This is a genomic window from Frigoribacterium sp. Leaf44 (assembly GCF_001421865.1).
Classification (GTDB): domain Bacteria; phylum Actinomycetota; class Actinomycetes; order Actinomycetales; family Microbacteriaceae; genus Frigoribacterium.
Map to the genome: position 1 here is coordinate 626742 of NZ_LMLG01000006.1, position 18867 is coordinate 645608.

Annotated in this window: 16 protein-coding genes; 14 read left to right on the forward strand and 2 right to left on the reverse strand. The window is 69.3% G+C overall.

All coding sequences use genetic code 11. The features are described 5' to 3' along the window. Positions 1–157: 157 nt before the first annotated feature. The 8 genes from ASE87_RS15840 (at position 158) to guaA (ending at position 9570) form a co-directional block, all read left to right on the forward strand. Positions 158–1162 carry a type IV toxin-antitoxin system AbiEi family antitoxin domain-containing protein gene (locus ASE87_RS15840; RefSeq protein WP_255350956.1) on the forward strand — a complete coding sequence of 335 codons (1005 nt, stop codon included), beginning with the start codon at positions 158–160 and terminating at the stop codon, positions 1160–1162. A 9-nt stretch (positions 1163–1171) separates the two neighbouring features. Continuing rightward, positions 1172–2293: a GuaB3 family IMP dehydrogenase-related protein gene (locus ASE87_RS11520; protein ID WP_043595746.1), complete on the forward strand. Its 1122-nt coding sequence runs from the start codon at positions 1172–1174 to the stop codon at positions 2291–2293. 61 nt (positions 2294–2354) lie between these two features. Then, positions 2355–4214, forward strand: coding sequence for a glycerol-3-phosphate dehydrogenase/oxidase (locus tag ASE87_RS11525; RefSeq protein ID WP_082452665.1), 1860 nt, complete (start codon positions 2355–2357; stop codon positions 4212–4214). Between the two features lie 202 nt (positions 4215–4416). Beyond that, positions 4417–4947 (forward strand): cation:proton antiporter regulatory subunit, encoded by a 531-nt coding sequence (locus tag ASE87_RS11530; protein ID WP_043595745.1) that lies wholly within the window; start codon positions 4417–4419, stop codon positions 4945–4947. A gap of 4 nt (positions 4948–4951) precedes the next feature. Then, entirely contained in the window at positions 4952–6463 is a 1512-nt protein-coding gene (locus ASE87_RS11535; RefSeq protein WP_056228606.1) for a cation:proton antiporter, read from the forward strand. 55 nt (positions 6464–6518) lie between these two features. Then, positions 6519–7370 carry an SURF1 family protein gene (locus ASE87_RS11540; RefSeq protein WP_056228609.1) on the forward strand — a complete coding sequence of 284 codons (852 nt, stop codon included), beginning with the start codon at positions 6519–6521 and terminating at the stop codon, positions 7368–7370. Between the two features lie 113 nt (positions 7371–7483). After that, complete coding sequence (locus ASE87_RS11545) at positions 7484–7924, forward strand: DUF3817 domain-containing protein (protein ID WP_043595742.1); 441 nt, start codon at positions 7484–7486, stop codon at positions 7922–7924. Positions 7925–8016: 92 nt separating this feature from the next. Next, the gene (guaA, locus tag ASE87_RS11550; RefSeq protein WP_056229559.1) at positions 8017–9570 is read left to right on the forward strand and encodes a glutamine-hydrolyzing GMP synthase; all 1554 of its coding nucleotides are present in this window, start codon (positions 8017–8019) and stop codon (positions 9568–9570) included. Positions 9571–10010: 440 nt separating this feature from the next. On the opposite strand, the gene ASE87_RS11555 is transcribed toward guaA, so the two are convergent. After that, on the reverse strand, positions 10011–10847 hold the full coding sequence (locus ASE87_RS11555) for a Bax inhibitor-1/YccA family protein (protein ID WP_056228612.1): 837 nt from the start codon (positions 10845–10847) through the stop codon (positions 10011–10013). Positions 10848–11136: 289 nt separating this feature from the next. Here ASE87_RS11555 and ASE87_RS11560 point away from each other — a divergent pair, with 289 nt between their 5' ends. Together ASE87_RS11560 and ASE87_RS11565 are read left to right on the forward strand one after the other, a co-directional pair. Beyond that, positions 11137–12129, forward strand: coding sequence for a glycerophosphodiester phosphodiesterase family protein (locus ASE87_RS11560; protein ID WP_056228615.1), 993 nt, complete (start codon positions 11137–11139; stop codon positions 12127–12129). 80 nt (positions 12130–12209) lie between these two features. Next, complete coding sequence (locus ASE87_RS11565) at positions 12210–14630, forward strand: ATP-dependent helicase (RefSeq protein WP_056228617.1); 2421 nt, start codon at positions 12210–12212, stop codon at positions 14628–14630. On the opposite strand, the gene ASE87_RS11570 is transcribed toward ASE87_RS11565, so the two are convergent. Then, positions 14627–15490, reverse strand: coding sequence for an FHA domain-containing protein (locus tag ASE87_RS11570; RefSeq protein WP_156155494.1), 864 nt, complete (start codon positions 15488–15490; stop codon positions 14627–14629). The genes ASE87_RS11565 and ASE87_RS11570 overlap by 4 nt on opposite strands. 102 nt (positions 15491–15592) lie before the next feature. Here ASE87_RS11570 and ASE87_RS11575 point away from each other — a divergent pair, with 102 nt between their 5' ends. From ASE87_RS11575 to ASE87_RS11590, 4 genes are all read left to right on the forward strand, one after another. Then, a complete protein-coding gene (locus tag ASE87_RS11575) occupies positions 15593–15886 on the forward strand; it encodes a WXG100 family type VII secretion target (protein ID WP_043594286.1) in 294 nt (97 codons plus the stop codon). A gap of 81 nt (positions 15887–15967) precedes the next feature. Beyond that, the gene (locus tag ASE87_RS11580; protein WP_052505176.1) at positions 15968–16264 is read left to right on the forward strand and encodes a hypothetical protein; all 297 of its coding nucleotides are present in this window, start codon (positions 15968–15970) and stop codon (positions 16262–16264) included. A 20-nt stretch (positions 16265–16284) separates the two neighbouring features. Next, on the forward strand, positions 16285–17529 hold the full coding sequence (locus ASE87_RS11585) for a putative T7SS-secreted protein (RefSeq protein ID WP_157489840.1): 1245 nt from the start codon (positions 16285–16287) through the stop codon (positions 17527–17529). A 571-nt stretch (positions 17530–18100) separates the two neighbouring features. Further along, positions 18101–18844, forward strand: a complete 744-nt coding sequence (locus ASE87_RS11590; protein ID WP_157489842.1) for a hypothetical protein — start codon at positions 18101–18103, stop codon at positions 18842–18844. The last annotated feature ends 23 nt before the right edge of the window (positions 18845–18867 follow it).

The following is an 18867-nucleotide window of genomic DNA, read 5'->3' on the forward strand; positions in this document are numbered from 1 at the left end:
GTGTGTTCGTCGCCAGCCGCCTGCCAGTGCACCTCCCGTCCCCATCCAGGACGCGCGGGTCGTCATCCACAGGCTGCCTCCGACGGTCCCGAGACGACCCGCTCGGACGGCAGCCTGGTGTCGTGCTCATCACCGCCCGTCACCCCCCGGTCTCCTCCTGAGTCGCGACCTCGCGGCTCTCGGGCTCGACGACGCGCGGTTGCGCGACGCCTGCCGACGCGGCGAGCTGGTCCGCGTCCGCCGAGGTGCCTACGTCGAGGCCGGCCGCTGGGCCGCGCTGGGGATCGAGGAACGGTACCGGCTGACCGTCGTCGCAGCCGCCGCCTCGTGCCGGACGCGGGTGCTCGTCAGTCATGTCTCGGCCGCGGTGCTGCACGGTCTGCCGTTGGTCGGGGCTCCGCCCCGCCTGGTGCACGTCCTCGTCCCGCCTGCCGGCGGAAGTCGGCAGGAACACGGGTTCGCCAAGCACGCTTGTGATGACCACGACCGCCCCGACGCCCTCGACGTCGACGGCGTGCACGTCACGCCCCTCGATGCGACCCTCGTCGACGTCTGCCTGACCGAGCCCTTCGTCCGGGCCGTCGTGATGACGGACCACGCGCTTCACCAGGGGGCGGTCACACTCGAGTCGCTCGCGACGGAGTTCGCTCGGCGCGGCACTCGACGAGGCTCGAGGAAGGTGGCAGCCGTCCTCGAGTTCGCGACTCCCCTCGCCCACCGGCCGCTCGAATCGATCAGCCGGGTGGGGTTCCGGCTGCTCGGGCTGCCCGACCCCGTCCTGCAGCACCCGCTCTTCGACGAGACGGGGCGACGAGTGGCGATCGTCGACAACTGGTGGCCCGGGTTCGGAGTCGTCGGCGAGTCCGACGGTCGAGTGAAGTACACCGATCCCGAGATGATGGCCGGTCGCACGACGGCCCAGGTGCTGATCGACGAGAAGGACCGCGAGGACGACATCCGGGCACTTCCCGAGGTCCGTGGCTTCGCTCGCTGGGGCTGGGACGTCGCTCTCGACGTCCGCCGCCTCGGTCCCGTGCTCGCTCGCGCCGGCGTCCTGCCCCACGGACCGCCAAGGCGGGCGAGTCCGCCGTCGACGGTCGAGAACGACCGCCCGGCATCGACGAAGTCGCCCGTTCCCGCGCCGGGTGGGCCCGCCCGGTAGGGTGGCACGGTGACTGAGGTAGAGATCGGCGTCTCCAAGCGAGCCCGCCGCGCGTACGCGTTCGACGACATCGCCATCGTTCCGAGCCGGCGCACGCGCGACCCGCGCGACGTCTCGGTCGGCTGGTCGATCGATGCGTTCCAGTTCGAGTCGCCGGTCATCGCCGCGCCCATGGACTCGGTGGTCAGTCCCGCCACGGCGATCCGCATCGGCCAGCTCGGCGGCCTCGGCGTCCTCGACCTCGAGGGCGTCTGGACGCGGTACGACGACCCCGAGCAGGTGCTGGCCGAGATCCGCGAGCTCTCCGACGATGACTCGGTCGCCCGCATGCAAGAGATCTACAGCGAGCCGATCAAGCCCGAGCTCGTCCGCGACCGCCTCGCCGAGATCCGCGCCGCCGGGGTCACCGTCGCCGGTGCCCTCAGCCCGCAGCGCACCCAAGACCTGTACCAGACGGTCGTCGACGCCGGCGTCGACCTCTTCGTCATCCGGGGCACGACGGTCAGCGCCGAGCACGTCTCGAAGAACAGCGAGCCGCTCAACCTCAAGAAGTTCATCTACGAGCTCGACGTCCCCGTCATCGTCGGCGGGGCCTCGACGTACACCGCCGCACTGCACCTGATGCGCACGGGTGCCGCCGGCGTCCTCGTCGGGTTCGGGGGCGGCGCGGCCAGCACGACCCGCGCCTCCTTGGGCATCCACGCACCGATGGCGAGCGCCGTGGCCGACGTGGCGGGTGCACGCCGCGACTACCTCGACGAGTCGGGCGGGCGCTACGTGCACGTCATCGCCGACGGGGGTCTGGGCACGTCCGGCGACCTGGTCAAGGCCATCGCCTGCGGTGCGGACGCCGTCATGCTCGGTGCCGCTCTGGCCCGGGCCGACGACGTGCCCGGCGGCGGCTACCACTGGGGCGCCGAGGCGCACCACCCCGAGCTGCCCCGCGGTCGCCGCATGCACGTGGGCACCATCGGTTCGCTCGAGAAGATCCTCTACGGCCCCGCCACGACGGTCGACGGCACGTCGAACATCATGGGCGCGCTGCGTCGTTCGATGGCGACCACCGGCTACAGCGACCTGAAAGAGTTCCAGCGCGTCGAGGTGGTTGTGGCCCCCTACCAGCCTCACTAGCGTTTGATGGGGTGGTCCGGTCGAGAGGCCGGGCCGACCGAATCCAACGATGGAGGCTCGCATGGCCAAGTCCGCGTCCGTTTCGCTCTCCACGAAGCTCGGCCCCGACGAACGGGCCGCAGCCGTCGAGGCGTTGAAGACGAAAGAACTCGACATCCTCGTGATCGGGGGTGGCATCGTCGGTGCGGGTTCCGCGCTCGACGCCGTGACCCGCGGCCTGAGCGTCGGCATCGTCGAGGCCCGTGACTGGGGCTCGGGCACGTCGAGCCGCTCGTCGAAGCTCGTGCACGGCGGCATCCGCTACCTCGAGCAGCTGAACTTCCGGCTCGTCCGCGAGGCCCTGATCGAGCGTGGCCTGCTGCTGCAGCGTCTCGCGCCGCACCTGGTGAAGCCCGTGCGGTTCCTCTACCCGCTGAGCAAGCCGGTCTACGAGCGGTTCTACATCGGTGCCGGCATGGCGCTCTACGACATCTTCAGCTGGACCGGCGGCCGCCCGCCCGGCGTTCCCCACCACCGCCACCTCAGCAAGACGCAGGTGTTGCGGGCCATCCCGAGCCTGTCGAAGGACGCCGTCGTCGGCGGCCTCACCTACTACGACGCCCAGGTCGACGACGCCCGCTACGTCTCGTCGCTGGTGCGCACCGCGTCGAGCTACGGCACGCACGCCGCGAGCCGCATCCGGGTCGAGGGCTTCGTCAAGGTGGGCGAGCGGGTCGTCGGCGTGAAGGCCCACGACTACCAGACCGGCGAGCACTTCGAGATCCGGGCGAAGCAGGTCGTCAACGCGACCGGCGTCTGGACGGACGACACGCAGGCGATGGTCGGCGAGCGGGGTCAGTTCAAGGTGCGGGCGTCGAAGGGCGTGCACCTCGTGGTGCCGCGCGACCGCATCCACTCCGACATGGGCATGATCTTCCGCACCGAGAAGAGCGTCCTGTTCGTCATCCCGTGGGGCCGCCACTGGCTCGTCGGCACGACCGACACCGACTGGGACCTCGACAAGGCCCACCCCGCGGCGACGGCGGCCGACATCGACTACATCCTCGAGCACGTCAACAAGGTCATGGCCGTACCGCTCACCCGTGCCGACGTCGAGGGCGTCTACGCCGGTCTGCGACCGCTGCTGGCGGGCGAGTCCGACCAGACGTCGAAGCTGTCGCGCGAGCACATCGTGGCGCACACCGTGCCCGGTCTCGTCGTGGTGGCCGGCGGCAAGTGGACCACCTACCGGGTCATGGCCGAGGACGCCATCGACGAGGCCGTCGCAGCCCTCGACGGTCGCATCCCGTCGAGCACGACCATGGAGATCCCGCTGATCGGTGCCGAGGGCTACCACGCGGCGTGGAACAAGCGCGGCAAGATCGCCAAGGCCTTCGGCGTGCACAAGGTGCGCATCGAGCACCTGCTCAACCGGTACGGCACCACGACGGACGAGATCCTCGACCTGATCCGTGACGACCCCTCGCTCGCCGAGCCGCTGCCCGGGGCCGACGACTACATCCGGGCCGAGGTCGTCTACGCCGCGAGCCACGAGAGCGCCCTGCACCTCGAGGACGTGCTCGCCCGCCGCACCCGCATCTCGATCGAGGCGTGGGACCGGGGCGAGTCCGCCGCCCCCGTCGCCGCCAAGCTGATGGCCGGCGTGCTCGGCTGGAGCGACGACGAGGCCGAGGCCGAGGTCGCGAACTACCTGAAGCGCGTCGCGGCCGAGCGGGCGAGCCAGCTCGAGCCCGACGACGAGTCGGCCGACCGGGTCCGCCTCGAGGCACCCGACATCACCTTCGGCTTCGACGAGGACGACATGGTCGTCGCCGGTGCCGACCAAGGAGGCGCGCCCAAGCCGGGCGAGAAGGTCACCGAGCCCGCGGGCACGCCGGGCGACGACACCTCGGCGGGCAGCCCGGGCGGTCGCCAGGGCTGACCCCGCGGTCGCTCGCGCGACCACCTGCAGGAGGCGCGGTGCCGGTTCGACCGGCACCGCGCCTCTTGCGCGTCCGCCGTCCGAGAACGGGGGAACACCTGTGGACGGTGACGGGTTGTCCCCACCACGAGCAGCCCGGCTGCCGCGGCCGAACCCGCCGCTAGGCTGAGACGACTGCCCCCGAGTCCACTGGAGACGAACCATGGTTGACGTGCGTCGAGTCAAGCTCCCCGGCGTGGGTGTGCTGCACACCTTCATCACCGACGACGGCGGCAAGTGCGGTGTCATCACGCACCGTTCGGGTCACAGCGACCTGATCACGTTCAGCGACGACGTCGACGGCGACCACGTCAAGAAGGTCTCGTTGCGCCTCAGCGAGGACGAGGCCCACACGCTCGCCGAACTACTCGGCGGTACGCGCATCACCGAGTCGCTGTCGGCCCTCGACCAGATCCCCGGCCTGAGCATCGACTGGTTCACGGTCGACTACGACGACCACATCGCCGGACAGCCGCTCGGCGACCTCGGTGCCAAGGGCGTCGTCGGCCTCACCGTCGTGGCGGTCGTCCGTGGCGACGCGGCCAACCCGGCGCCGTCGGGCGACTTCAAGGTGTTCCCCGGTGACACGCTCGTCGTGGCCGGTTCACCCGAGAAGGTCGCCAAGGCGTTCTCGTTCTACCGCACGGGCGAGCTCAAGCACCGCTCGCCGGTCGACGCCCCGCCCGGGGGCTAGGCCCATGCACCTGGGTGAAGAGCTGATCGTCCTCGGCATCCTGCTGCTGATCGCGTACGTGCTCGGCCGCGCCGGCAAGCTGATCGGCCTGCCCTCGATCCCGATCTACATGCTCGTCGGCCTGCTCGCCAGCACGAACACGGGGTGGTTCCCGCTCAGCTTCGAGTCCGACAACATCGAGTTGATCGCCATCTTCGGGTTGATCCTGTTGCTGTTCAACCTCGGCCTCGAGTTCGATCAAGACGAATTCTTCTCGAACGCGGGGCGGCTCATCGTCTCGGGCGGCAGCTACATCGCCATCAACATGGGCGTCGGGCTGATCTTCGGCTTCATGCTCGGGTGGGGCACGCGCGAGGCGCTGATCATCGCGGGCATGACGGCGACGTCGTCGAGTGCGATCGTCACCAAGCTGCTGATCGAGCTGAACCGCCTGGCGAACCGCGAGACGCCGATGATCCTCGGCGTCACGGTCGTCGAGGACATCTTCATCGCCATCTACCTCGCGATCGTGTCCGTCGTGCTCAGCGGCGAGACCGACCCCGGGCCGGTGATCTTGAAGCTCGGCATCGCCTTCGCGTTCCTCGTCGTGATGTTCGGCGTGGCCCGATGGGGCGGCCGCGTCGTGTCGAGGCTCATGCGCACCCGCGACGACGAACTCTTCACCGTGCTGTTCTTCGGGCTGGCCGTGCTCTTCGCCGGCCTCGGCGAGGTGCTCGGGGTGACGGACGCGATCGGCGCCTTCCTCATCGGCCTGATCATCGGGGCCACGAAGTTCCGCAACCGGGTCGAGCAGTTCGCCCTGCCCATGCGTGACGTCTTCGGGGCGTTCTTCTTCCTGAACTTCGGCCTCGGGCTCAACCCGGCCCTGTTCCCGAGCGTGCTCGGCCCCGTGGCCATCGCCGTGGGCATGACCGTGCTGCTCAACGTGGGTGCCGGGCAGTTCGTCGCGTGGCTCAACAAGCTGGGGCCGCAGGCGGGCATCAACACCACGGTCATCCTGGTCAACCGGGGCGAGTTCGCGTTGATCCTCGCGACGCTGTCCGCCGGTGCGGGGCTGGACGAGCGGTTGCAGCCCTTCGCCGGTCTGTACGTGCTGATCATGGCGGTGCTCGGGCCGGTCCTCGCCTCGAACAGCGAGCGCATCGGCTCGGTGCTGCTGCGGTCGCGCAAGAAGGCCGAGCGTGCCGAGGCCGAGGCCCGTCGCCTCGAACGCGAGGCGCGCAGCGGTGACGAGATCGCCCTGATGGAGGCCGCCCTCGCCGGTGACGACCTCGACCAGGCCGAGGTCACCGAGGACGACGACGAGCGCGAGACCGAGCGGGTCCGGGCCGGTGCCGCGCGGGCCGCCGCGGGCCGGGTCGACACCACACGACGTGGGCCCGACGGCGACGCCGACGCCGATGACGACCTGGACGACCTCGACGCGATGGACGCCGACGAGGCCCGGATCTGGGCCGAGCAGGCCGGCCAACAGAGCGATCAGCGGGCCACCCGCCGACGCGACCCCGAGTACTGAACCGCTCGCCGTCGTCCCAGCGGGTTCGTGGGCGACGCGAGGTACGATCGCCTCCGTGACCCAGACCGAGCAGCGCCCCGCCCTCCTCGGAGTCGACGGCGAACCGCTGCCCGCGACCATGTGGCACGTCGCCCGTCGGCCCCGATGGATCGCCCTGCTCGGCCTCGCCCTCGTCGTGGCGGCGATCTTCGCCTGGCTCGGCCACTGGCAGATCGAGCGCAGCGTCGAGAGCGTGCAGGTCGTCAACCCCGAGACCGAGACCAGCAAGGTGCTGTCGTCCGTCGCGACCCCGCAGACGCCCTTCGCCGATTCGCTCGGTGCCCAACGCGTGTCCGTCACCGGTGAGTTCGACCCGGACGACTTCGCCGTCGTCGGTGATCGCGTCAACGGCGGCGAGACCGGCTACTGGCTGATCGGCCGTTTCGTCGACGACGCCAACGGCGCCTCGCTTCCCGTGGGGCTCGGCTGGTCCGCGACCCGAGAGGGGGCCGAGGCCGCCGAGGCGTCCGTGGCCGCGACCTCGACCGTCACGGTCGAGGGCCGTTACTTCCCGTCCGAGTCGCCGACCGAGAGCGACTTCGAGAGCGGTGCGCAGACCGTCGTGTCCGTGGCCGCACTGATCAACGAGTGGCCCGGGTTCGACGGCCAGGTCTACGGCGGCTACGTCGTCTCCGACGCCGCACCCGCGTCGCTGAGCGAGATCGACTCCGCGCCTCCGGCGTCCGACGTGCAGTTCAACTGGCTCAACGTCTTCTACGCGATCGAATGGGTCGTCTTCGCCGGCTTCGCCGTCTTCCTGTGGTTCCGGCTCGTGCGCGACGCGTTCGAGCGCGAGCACGAAGAAGCCGAGGAGGCGCGGGCCGAGGCGGACGCGCGCGGCGCGACCCAGCCGACCCGCGCCTCCTGACCCCGCGCGTCCCGACCTCCGCGTCCGGGCCCCGGCCGGGCGGTGGGTCGGCCTCGTTCGACGTCGACAGGTGGCGTCCTGGCGCATGGGTGGGCGCGGCTAGAATCGACCCCATGCCTCTGAAGCCCCGGCAACGCGACATCCCGAAGATCCCGGGTGCCGTCAGGTTCTACAAGATCTCGGCGTACGTCACCGGCGTGATGCTGCTGTTGCTCATCTTCGAGATGCTGTTCAAGTACACGCCCCTTCAGCTCGAGATGCAGCTGGGCGGTCAGGGCGGGTTCCTCGTACCGGTCGACTCGACCACGGGCTTCAACCTGTCGACCGCGATCCTCATCGCGCACGGTTGGCTCTACGTCGTCTACCTCTTCGCCGACTTCCGTCTCTGGAGCCTGATGAGGTGGCCGTTCTCGCGGTTCTTCCTCATCGCGCTCGGCGGCGTCGTGCCCCTGCTCTCGTTCTTCGTCGAGAGCCACATGACCAAGCTCGCGACGCGGCAGTACGAAGCCCTGACCGCCGAGACCACCCCCACGACCGAGGGAGCCCCCGCGTGACCGACGCACCCGAGACCGCCGAGGCGTCGGCGACCACCGCCGCCACGGCCCCCGCACCGGCCGACCGCGCGCCCGAGACCGCGCAGAGCCCCGTGCTCGTGGTCGACTTCGGCGCCCAGTACGCGCAGCTGATCGCCCGGCGCGTGCGTGAGGCCAACGTCTACAGCGAGATCGTGCCCCACACGATCACCGCGGCCGAGATCGCCGAGAAGAACCCCGTGGGCATCGTGCTCAGCGGCGGTCCCTCGAGCGTCTACGAAGAAGGCGCGCCGAGCATCGACGCGGGCATCTTCGACCTCGACATCCCCGTGCTGGGCATCTGCTACGGATTCCAGGCCATGGCCAAGGCGCTCGGCGGCGAGGTGTCGCAGACGGGTCAGCGCGAGTACGGCGCCACCGACGTGACGCTCGCCGAGGGCGACAGCACGCTGCTGTCCGGCCAACCGTCCTCGCAGACGACGTGGATGAGCCACGGCGACTCGGTGTCGAAGGCCCCCGCGGGCTTCGACGTGCTGGCGTCGAGCGCCTCGACCCCCGTCGCCGCGTTCTCGAGCGACGCCCGCAAGCTCTACGGCGTGCAGTGGCACCCCGAGGTCAAGCACTCGTCGTACGGCCAGGCCGTGCTCGAGAACTTCCTGCACCGTGCCGCCGGCATCCCCGCCGACTGGAACAGCGGCAACGTCATCGCCGAGCAGGTGGCCCGCATCCGCGAGCAGGTCGGTGACGCGCGCGTCATCTGCGGCCTCTCGGGCGGGGTCGACTCGGCCGTCGCGGCCGCCATCGTGCACGAGGCCGTCGGCGACCAGCTGATCTGCGTCTTCGTCGACCACGGTCTGCTGCGCGCCGACGAGCGTCGTCAGGTCGAAGAGGACTACGTCGCCTCGACCGGTGTGCGACTCGTCACGATCGACGCCGAGCAGCAGTTCCTCGACGCCCTCGCCGGGGTGACCGACCCCGAGCAGAAGCGCAAGATCATCGGCCGCGAGTTCATCCGCAGCTTCGAGGCCGCCGCCGAGGCGCTGGTGCTCGAGGCCGCGGCCGAGGGCGACTCGGCCGTGAAGTTCCTCGTGCAGGGCACCCTCTACCCCGACGTCGTCGAGAGCGGTGGCGGTACGGGCACGGCGAACATCAAGAGCCACCACAACGTGGGCGGTCTGCCCGAAGACCTGCAGTTCGAGCTCGTCGAGCCGCTGCGCACCCTCTTCAAGGACGAGGTGCGGGCGATCGGTCGCGAGCTCGGTCTGCCCGAGGTCATCGTCGGGCGCCAGCCGTTCCCCGGCCCCGGTCTCGGCATCCGCATCGTGGGCGAGGTGACGCACGAGCGACTCGAGCTGTTGCGTGCGGCCGACGCGATCGCGCGGGCCGAGTTGACCGCGGCCGGCCTGGACGACGAGATCTGGCAGTGCCCCGTGGTGCTGCTCGCCGATGTCCGCTCGGTGGGCGTGCAGGGCGACGGCCGTACCTACGGTCACCCGATCGTGTTGCGCCCGGTGTCGTCCGAAGACGCGATGACGGCCGACTGGACGCGTCTGCCCTACGACGTGCTGGCCCGCATCTCGAACCGCATCACGAACGAGGTCGACGGCGTCAACCGCGTCGTGCTCGACGTCACCTCGAAGCCCCCGGGAACGATCGAATGGGAGTGACGCGAAGCGTCACTCTGGCGGCGCTCTGCGCCGTCAGTGCCCACCAGTAGCCGCCGAGGTGGAGTGAGGCTGACGTCTCGCGAAGCGCAGTGACCGGGCTGGTTTCGGCGCGGAGCGCCGAGGCCTGATCATTCCGGGGGAGCCTGCGACCCCGGTGCCCACCAGTGACCGCGAACGTGGAGTGAGGGAGACCTCTCGCGAAGCGCAGTGAGGCGAAGCCCCCTCCGGCAGACAGCTGCCCGAGGGGGTTTTGTTGTCTCCAGGGGGTTTCGTCGTTCCTGGTCAGCACACGAACGAGTGGGCAGAACATGCTCTTCACCCGCCCACGAACAGCACCTTCTGCCCACTCGGCCATCGACTCCCCCCACCCACAGGGAAGCGGGGCCCGTCCCTCTCGGAACGAGCCCCGCTTCGGGGTGGTTCTGGTGTCGCCGTGCTGGCTAGTCGCTGCCTCGCAGGATGGCGATCATGCGCAGGATCTCGACGTAGAGCCAGATGACCGTCATGACGATGCCGAAGGCGGCCGACCAGCCGTAGATGCGGGGTGCGCCGCGCTCGACGCCGGTCTTGATCTGGTCGAAGTCGAGGACCAGTGAGTAGGCAGCCATGATGACGACCAGGATGCCCAGGAAGAAGCCGAGCGGGATGCCGAAGATCTCGACCGACCCGCGCAGGCCCCAGGGGTTGCTGTTGGCACCGAAGGCCATCAGGCCGAGGTTGAGCAGCGAGAAGACGGCGTAGCCGACCATGCCGATCAGGAAGATCTTGGTGGCCTTGGCCGAGGCGCGCACCTTGCCGCTCTTGAAGAGCAGCAGGGTCGTGACGAACACGGCCGCGGTGCCGAGCAGGGCCTGGGTGACGATGCCGTCGAACTGCGACTCGTAGATGGACGAGATGCCACCGACGAAGAGGCCCTGCGCCGCCGAGTACGCGAGGACGAGCCCCGGGGAGGGCTTCTTCTTGAAGATGTTGACGAGCGCGAGGACGAAGCCGGCGATGGCGCCGACGATCGCGAGCGCGGGGACGAACCACCCGATGGCCGCACCGACGAGCACGACACCGAACGCGAGAAGCGTCTTGGTGATGGTGTCTTCGTACGTCATGCGGTCGGTCTGGGTGGGGCCGGCGGCGGGTTGCGAGTAGAGCTGCTGCAACTGCTCGGCGGTCATGCCGTTGTACTCGACCGGCTGGGCTGCGCCCTGCTGCTGACGGATGACGGGCCCGCCGTTCTTCGAGAAGGCCGGCGACTGACTGAAGCCGGGATTCGAGAATGCCAAGGGGTTCCTCTTCTGATCGCTAGGGATGTGTGGATCGCCCGCGCAGGTTCACGAAGGCGTTTCCGTACACATGAGGCTAACGCCTGTCGTGCAACGAATGGCTGAAGATCTGCCTGATGAGAGCCGCATTCTCGCAGGGCGAACGTGCGCGCCGTGCATCTTTTGCGTCTGCGGTGGGCGAGACGCCTCGTCCCCAGGGGCCGCGCCTCCTCGTCTCTCCACACGCGGTCGCCGGCCAGTCGGTCGGGCGGCTCGGGCTGCGCACGGGGACGCCGGTTAGCGTGACCGGGTGTCCACCTCGCCTCTCGTCATCGCCCACCGCGGCGCCAGCGGTCACCGACCCGAGCACGGCGAGGACGCCTACCGGCTCGCGATCGAGCTCGGGGCCGACGCCATCGAGCCCGACCTGGTCGCCTCGAGCGACGGTGTGCTCGTCCTGCGGCACGAGAACGAGATCTCGGGCACGACCGACGTCGCCGAGCACGACGAGTTCCGTCACCGACGCACGACCAAGACGATCGACGGGACGAAGGTCACGGGCTGGTTCACCGAGGACTTCACCTGGGACGAGCTCAGCACGCTGCGCATCCGCGAACGGCTGCCCGAGCTGCGGCCCGAGAGCGCGGCGCACGACGGCGAGGGGCGCATCCAGCGGCTGGGCGACCTGCTCGACCTGCTCGACGCGGCCGATCGGCCCGTCGGGCTCGTCGCCGAGGTGAAGCACGCCACCTACTTCGACTCGATCGGCCTGCCGCTCGGCGAGCTGCTCGCCGACGAGTTGCGGCAACGGCGCTGGGTCGACGACCCGCGGCTGACCATCGAGTCGTTCGAGCAGACCGTGCTGGGTCGATTGGCAGACCAGCGGCTCGGTGCGCGGCTCGTCTACCTGCTCGAGAAGGCGGGCGTCGCGGCCGACCTGGTCGCGACGGGACGGACGTCGGTGGGCTACCGCGATCAGCTGCACGCCGAGTCGCTCGAGTCGTTCGTCGACGCGGGACTTCACGGCGTCAGCCTCGACAAGCACACGCTCGTCGACGCCCAGGGGGTGACCGACGGCCGGGTCGTCGACCGGGCACATGCGGCCGGCCTCGCCGTCTTCACCTGGACGCTCCGCGCCGAGAACGTCTTCCTGGCCAAGGCCCACCGCGGCCCCGGCGGCAAGGCGGCCTTCGGCGACTGGCGCGCCGAGTTCACCTCGCTCATGGCGCTCGGCGTCGACGGGGTCTTCGCCGACCAACCCGAGCTCGCCGAGGAGGCGCGGGTCGCCTTCGCGTCCCGCTGACCCCGCTCGACGCCGCCCTCGACCGTGGTCGCCCCGCATCCTCTCGCCATGTCGGTGGTCGCGCTTAGACTCGACGGGCCATGACGATCGTGCTCGAGCCCTCTGACGCTGCCGGCGGTTCCGGCGACCCCTTGACCGCGGGTCTCAACCCCCAGCAGAAAGAGGCGGTCGAGTACCGCGGGCAGTCGCTGCTGATCGTGGCCGGTGCCGGCTCGGGCAAGACCAGTGTGCTGACCCGCCGCATCGCGGGCCTGCTGGCGACGCGCGAGGCGTGGCCCAGCCAGATCCTCGCCATCACCTTCACCAACAAGGCCGCGGCCGAGATGCGCGAGCGCGTGGCGCACCTCGTCGGCCAGGCCGGCGAGGGCATGTGGATCAGCACGTTCCACTCGGCGTGCGTGCGCATCCTGCGGCGCGAGGCCGAGCAGTTCGGCTTCACCAAGAGCTTCACGATCTACGATTCGGCCGACTCGCGGGCCCTGCTCAAGCGCATCCTGAAAGAGCTCGACGCCGATCAGCTCGGGCTGACCGTCAGCATGGCCTCGGGCAAGATCTCCAAGCTCAAGAACGAGCTCAGCGACGTCGAGTCGTACTCGCGCCAGATCAACATGAACGACCCGCAAGAGGTCATGTTCCTCGAGGTCTTCCGGCAGTACACCCGCGAGCTGCAGCGGGCGAACGCCTTCGACTTCGACGACCTCATCGCCCAGACCGTCTACCTGTTCCGCGCCTTTCCTCACGTCGCGGCGCAGTACCAGCGGCGGTTCCGGCACATCCTGGTCGACGAGTACCAAGACACCAACCACGCGCAGTACTCGCTCATCCGCGAGCTGACCCGGCCGGTGCAGGCCGACCTCGTCGACGAGCTCGAGAGGGGCGGCCAGTTCGTCCAGTCGATGCGTGACGGCAGCGGCGGCATCCCCGGGGCGTCGCTCACCGTGGTGGGCGACTCCGACCAGTCGATCTACGCGTTCCGGGGCGCCGACATCCGCAACATCGTCGAGTTCGAGCGCGACTTCCCGAACTCGAAGGTCATCCTGCTCGAGCAGAACTACCGCTCGACGCAGAACATCCTCGACGCCGCCAACGCGGTCATCTCGAACAACTTCGACCGTCAGGCCAAGAACCTCTTCACCACGGTCGGTGCCGGCAGCAAGATCGTCGGGTTCACCGGCTACACCGGTCACGACGAGGCCCAGTTCGTGGCGGACGAGATCGCGGCTCTCCACGAGTCCGGCACCGACTACAAAGACATGGCCGTCTTCTACCGGACCAACTCGCAGACGCGTGCGCTCGAAGAGATCTTCATCCGTTCGGCGATCCCGTATCGCGTGCTCGGCGGCACCAAGTTCTACGAGCGTGCCGAGATCAAGGACGCCATGGCGTACCTGATCACCGTCGCCAACCCGGCCGACCCACTCGCCCTGCGGCGCATCATGAACGTGCCCAAGCGCGGCATCGGTCCGGCGACCGAGACAGCGATGCAGCGCTGGGCCGACACCAACGAGGCACCGTTGCGTGACGCGATGCGCAACGCGGACCAGCTCGGCCTCGGGCCGAAGGTCACCGGCGCCATCACGGGCCTGGCGAAACTGCTCGACGACGTGCAGGCCACGGCGGCGACAGCGCCCGTCCACGAGATCCTGTCGGCCCTGATAGCGGGCAGCGGCCTGGTCGAGGTGCTGCGGGCGTCGCGTGACCCGCAAGACGAGGCCCGCGCCGAGAACATCGACGAGCTCGTCGCGGTGACGAAAGAGTTCCAGAAGAACAACCCCGACGGCACGCTGCTCGACTTCCTCACCGAGGTCACGCTGGTCGCGGCCGCCGACGACCTCGACGACACGAGCGGCACGGTGTCGCTGATGACCCTGCACACCGCCAAGGGGCTCGAGTACGAGGCGGTGTTCCTCACCGGCGTCGAAGAAGACCTGTTGCCGCACCGCATGTCGGCGAACGAGCCCGGCGGTCCGTCCGAAGAGCGACGACTGTTCTACGTCGGCATCACGCGTGCGCGACAGCGGCTGTTCCTGTCGCTCGCGATGACGCGGGCGCAGTTCGGCGAGGTCAACGTGGCGATGCCGTCGCGGTACCTGCAAGAGATCCCCGTCGAGCTCATCGACTGGAAGCAGTCGCCCGGCATGGCCACCAGCCGTGGGGGCACGCAGCCGCGGGCACTCAATGCCCGTCGCGAGGGCGGCGACGGCAACCGCGGTGCGACACCGCGGGCGTCGGGCGGTTACGGTTCGGGCAGCTACGACCGGGCCACGGCGGCGGCGAAGACCAAGCCGAAGACCGAGTGGGCCAACCGGGTCACGGGTACCGTCCGCGACAACGGCGACATGGAGCTCGAGGCAGGCGACCGCATCTCCCACGTCGACTTCGGCGAGGGTCGCGTCATGGCCGTCACCGGCATCGGCGCCCGCCGCATCGCCGAGGTGCTCTTCGACGGCGCCGGCCGCAAGAAACTGCTGATCAAGGTCGCGCCGATCGAGAAGATCTAGCGTCCTTCCGCGTTCTCGCGAGAGGTCGTGTCGTGTGTCCTGGAAGGCAGGAGGGCGTCGGTCGTGTCGCTCTCGGGTCGGTGCCGGACGACCGTCACGCTGTGGTCGCCGATCGACAGCAGCGATCCGACCCGGGCGCGCGCCGGGGTGTGAGCCTCGAGTTCGATGGCCTCGCCGGTGGTCGCCACGAGGGTCGTGCCGTTGCCCGAACCGAGGTCGGTGACCCAGACGGCCGCGTCGGTACCGATCACGATCGAGACATGGTGGCGAGACAGCGAACGGCCGACGTCGTCGAGGGCCACGACGTCGGCGTCGGGCGGCGGGGGCAGGGGGCGGTCGGTTCGACGCCCGACGACGATCGCGCGCCGTGTGACGGGGACGACGCTCTCGTCCGGCAGCCGCAGGCCGTAGTACCGAGGACGCAGCGTCGTCGCCTCGAGATCGGGAACGGATGGCACCGCGTCATCGCCGGCCGGCTGTTCGGAGGCTGACTGCCTCGGGGTGGTGGCGGGAGGCCGCGGGGCGTGAGGGATCGGGGCGGCGAGGGGCGCGAAGGACGCGATGGGCGCGGGGGGTGCGAGGGGCGCGGGGGGTGCGGCGGCGGACGGTGCCGTGCTCTCCGGGATGACGGGGGCGTGCTGCGCCGACCCGCTTCGATGCTCCTCGACGACGAACCCCGAGGAGGCGCGGGTCGGCGGGGGAGGGGACGTCACGATCGGCGCGGGCGGCTGGAGGGGCAGGGTGGTGATGCGCGAGAGCAGCCCTGCGGCGCGTTGCTCACGAATCGTCTCGGCGGTGATCACCGGCGGCGGCGTCGGGTGGTGCTCGCGCCTCCTGGGCTTGTCCTTCTTGCGACGCATGTCGACTCCGATCTGTGGAGAACCGTTACGCAAACTATCAGGCATGACATATTGGTCAGGTCCGACCGACCGGTCGGCATCTCACAAGAAGGGGATCACCTCATGGCCAATGTCACCGTCACCTACGACGACCTGCGTACGCAGGCCACCCAGCTGCGGAACGGGCAGCGCGCGATCGAAGACCAACTGGGCCAGATGAAGTCGCAGATCGACAACCTCGTCGGCTCGGGCTACGTGACCGACAAGTCGTCGAAGGCGTTCGACGCGACGTACACCGAGTTCACGACCGGGGCCTCGAAGACGATCTCGGCGGTCGAGAGCATGGCGACGTTCCTCGAGAACGCGGCCAGCACCCTCGAGGGTGCCGACCAGCAGCTCGCCAGCAGCCTGGGCTGACCGACCGCACCGTAGGACGGCCGGGGCGGGTCGCGACGAGACGCGACGCGCTCCGGTCTCCCGGAACGAGGGGAGGACCTCATGGCTCGAACGAGCCTGACAATCGACGGTGCGGGTCTCGAGGCGTTGCTCGCCGACCTGACCACCGTGAAGACCGAGTTCGAGTCGGGCGACTCCTCGGCGTCGGCCACGGCCGAGGCCTGCGGTCACGCCGGGCTGGCGGCGAAGGTCACGTCGTTCGCGACGAACTGGAACGACCGGCGGGCGAAGCTCGCCGAGCAGATCACCGAGCTGGGCGAGGCGTTGTCGACGATCGACAAGACCTTCACCGAGGTCGACGGAGAACTCGAAGGCGTCCTGATCGGGGGCGACGAGTGACGGCCGGCACGCTCGCCGGGGTGGCGGCCGACTCCCTGGTGGGGGTACCGGGTGACCCGGTGCTGCTGAACTCCATGGCGAGCCACTACGAGTCCGTGGCGGCCTCGATCCGAGGGGCGGCAGCGAAGCTGCGATCGCTCGAGACGGGGTCATCGTCCAGCGACGCCCTCGATGCGTTCGTGGTCAAGGCCGAGGAGGTCTCCGCGAGCCTCGGCAAAGCCGAGGGGCGATACGGCGAGACAGGGTCCGCGCTCAAGGCGTACGCGTCCGAATTGTCGCTGGCCCAAGAGGCGGCCGCCCCGGCCCTGGCGAACCACCGCGACGCCGTGGACGACCTCGCCGCAGCCGAGAAGCTGGTCGAGCGGTACGAGCACTTCGCGCTCGTGGCCACCGACGAGGTGACGAAGCAGGAGCACCTCGACCAGGCCGCCGCGCAACGCACGAAAGCCGAGGAGGCGCGGGGCCGGGTCTCCCTCTCCGCGCGCCGCCTCACCGACGCGCACACGTCCGTCGAGACCGCCGCGACGGCTGCCATCGCGAGGATCGACGACGCCACCGACGACGGCCTCGCCGACACCCTCTGGGACGACCTCGGGGGCGCGTGGGACGCCGGCTTCGCCGCCTTCCAGAAGTGGATGGAGGAGAACGACTCGTGGATCAGCGGTTTCATGGATGTGCTCACGATTCTCGGCGGGCTCCTCGCAGCTCTGGCATTCATCGTTCCAGGCCTGAACCTTGTCGCGGCGGTCGTCGCCGTCCTTGCATTCGCCATCACGGCAGCTCGAGCGAGCGCAGGTACAGCCACGCTTGGAGATGTCCTTCTGGCCGGGTTGTCCTTGGCGACCATGGGGATTGGTGGCGCTGCGGTCGCATCGGCTCGCGCAGGGATCAAAGGCGTCGCTGCCGCGCGGGGAGCGGGCCTCGTGTCACACAGCGGAGTCTCTCGTGGATCTGCGATGGCCTGGGTGAGTAAGAGTTGGATGAGGGCTCGACCTGGTTGGGGGGACTGGACCCTCGCTAAAGCGCTCGGCGACAGCGAAGTTGCAAGGATGTTGCACTTTCTCCGGTCCAGCAGGCCGGGCGCATTCGCGGATGATGCCGAAGAAGTCGCCACGATCATGCGCAAGCTCAACATCGCCCGGGGAATCCAGGCGTTCGATCACGCTCTGACCACGCGCGACGTCTTGGACGTCATGCTCCCCAGAGGCATTCAAGATGCGCCGTCGGCAGCAACCTGGAGAACTAGTGGTGGGGGCGCCTTGTGAGTTCGGGTCGCCGTGCCGCGGATGTCTCAACGCGAATGCTTGTCTTGCGGGGGCTACCACTTCTAGCTGGGATCGCAGGAATCGCGTTGCCCGTTTACTTCCAGTTGGCACGACTTGTCTACGGATGTCTGGCACTGCCCAAGGGGGGTGACTTCAGGACTAATCCAGGGGGCGGTCCCCTTTTTCAAGCCAGCGAGGACTGGCCCCCCTTCGTCTTGCCGTCGGGCATTTCATGGTTGGTGACCGCAGTGATGATGATCTTGCTCGTCATCGTGTACCACAAGAGGGCAGAAGTACTCGACTTTGCACTCCAACCTTGGGTGTTGTCGTTCTGGTGTGGACTTGGAGCTTTCTACGCGTGGGCCCAATCCCATTTCTTCCTCGAGCTGGCTGTCTGGCCTCGTGACTCGTTCGCGGCAGCGCTCGTGCTGGCGGCCGAATGTCTCGCATTCTTCGCGTTGGGAGTCGATAGGGCGGTCCGATCCATCGTTGTTCGGCGCGAACTCAAAGCTGCCCAGAGAGGTGATGGCCCCCGTCTCGTGAGGGCCGGACTTCGCCCCGGGGACGAGTCATGAGCGGCCCGGGGTACGTGGGGCGGACGGCCGGGACGGTGGCGGCGTCGTATTCGATCGTCGTGCCTCCGGGGTTCGTCCGGGTTCCGGGTGGGATGGATGCGCCGGACGCAGCGGCGTTCGTCGCTGCACAGCTGGGGGAGCAGCCTGACCTCGGGACCGAGGCGATGGTCGACGACTGGCGGCTGCGGTTCGGGTCGGCGCTGGCGAGCGCGCTCGCGGCGGATGCGAACGGCCGCGTGCTCGACTCGTACCTCAGTGCGGGCCCGCTGCCCGGAACCGACATCGTGTGCTCGATCGTCGTCGCGTCTTTGCCCGTCACCCGGTCCGAGCACGCCGACCTCGACCGGCTGCTGCTGCGACGGGTCGCCACCCACGGGGCGGCTCCGATCGTCCTCGCCGGCGATCCCGCCGTCGTCTGGGACGACCCCGCAGCGGAGGCCCCACCACAGGGCGCCCTTGCCGCACCCGACGAGGCCGCCGACCTGACACCGCTCCGCCGTCGGACCGTCCTGGCGCGCGTCGCCGGCCACGACGACCGACTGGTCACCCTCGTCCTCACCATCGGGTCCGCGCAGGCGGGTGCCACCGCCTCGGGCGAGTCCGCGACAGAAACAGAACCGGACGCCCACGCGCGCGCCCGCATCCTCGATGCCCTCGCCGACGTCTTCGACGCCATGCTCAGCACCTTCCGCTGGCGTGACGCTGAGGGACGCCTCGTCACCGACCGGCCCCTCGCCTGAACCCCCTCGACTGCCACAGAAAG

Excerpts from the sequence above, each read along its gene's own strand:
- ASE87_RS11565 (WP_056228617.1), top strand. The coding sequence starts at position 12,210 with ATGACGATCGTGCTCGAGCCCTCTGACGCTGCCGGCGGTTCCGGCGAC.
- ASE87_RS11575 (WP_043594286.1), top strand. The coding sequence starts at position 15,593 with ATGGCCAATGTCACCGTCACCTACGACGACCTGCGTACGCAGGCCACC.
- ASE87_RS11535 (WP_056228606.1), top strand. The coding sequence starts at position 4,952 with ATGCACCTGGGTGAAGAGCTGATCGTCCTCGGCATCCTGCTGCTGATC.
- ASE87_RS11570 (WP_156155494.1), bottom strand. The coding sequence starts at position 15,490 with ATGCGTCGCAAGAAGGACAAGCCCAGGAGGCGCGAGCACCACCCGACG.
- ASE87_RS11525 (WP_082452665.1), top strand. The coding sequence starts at position 2,355 with ATGGCCAAGTCCGCGTCCGTTTCGCTCTCCACGAAGCTCGGCCCCGAC.
- ASE87_RS11580 (WP_052505176.1), top strand. The coding sequence starts at position 15,968 with ATGGCTCGAACGAGCCTGACAATCGACGGTGCGGGTCTCGAGGCGTTG.
- ASE87_RS11590 (WP_157489842.1), top strand. The coding sequence starts at position 18,101 with ATGAGCGGCCCGGGGTACGTGGGGCGGACGGCCGGGACGGTGGCGGCG.
- ASE87_RS11530 (WP_043595745.1), top strand. The coding sequence starts at position 4,417 with ATGGTTGACGTGCGTCGAGTCAAGCTCCCCGGCGTGGGTGTGCTGCAC.
- ASE87_RS11545 (WP_043595742.1), top strand. The coding sequence starts at position 7,484 with ATGCCTCTGAAGCCCCGGCAACGCGACATCCCGAAGATCCCGGGTGCC.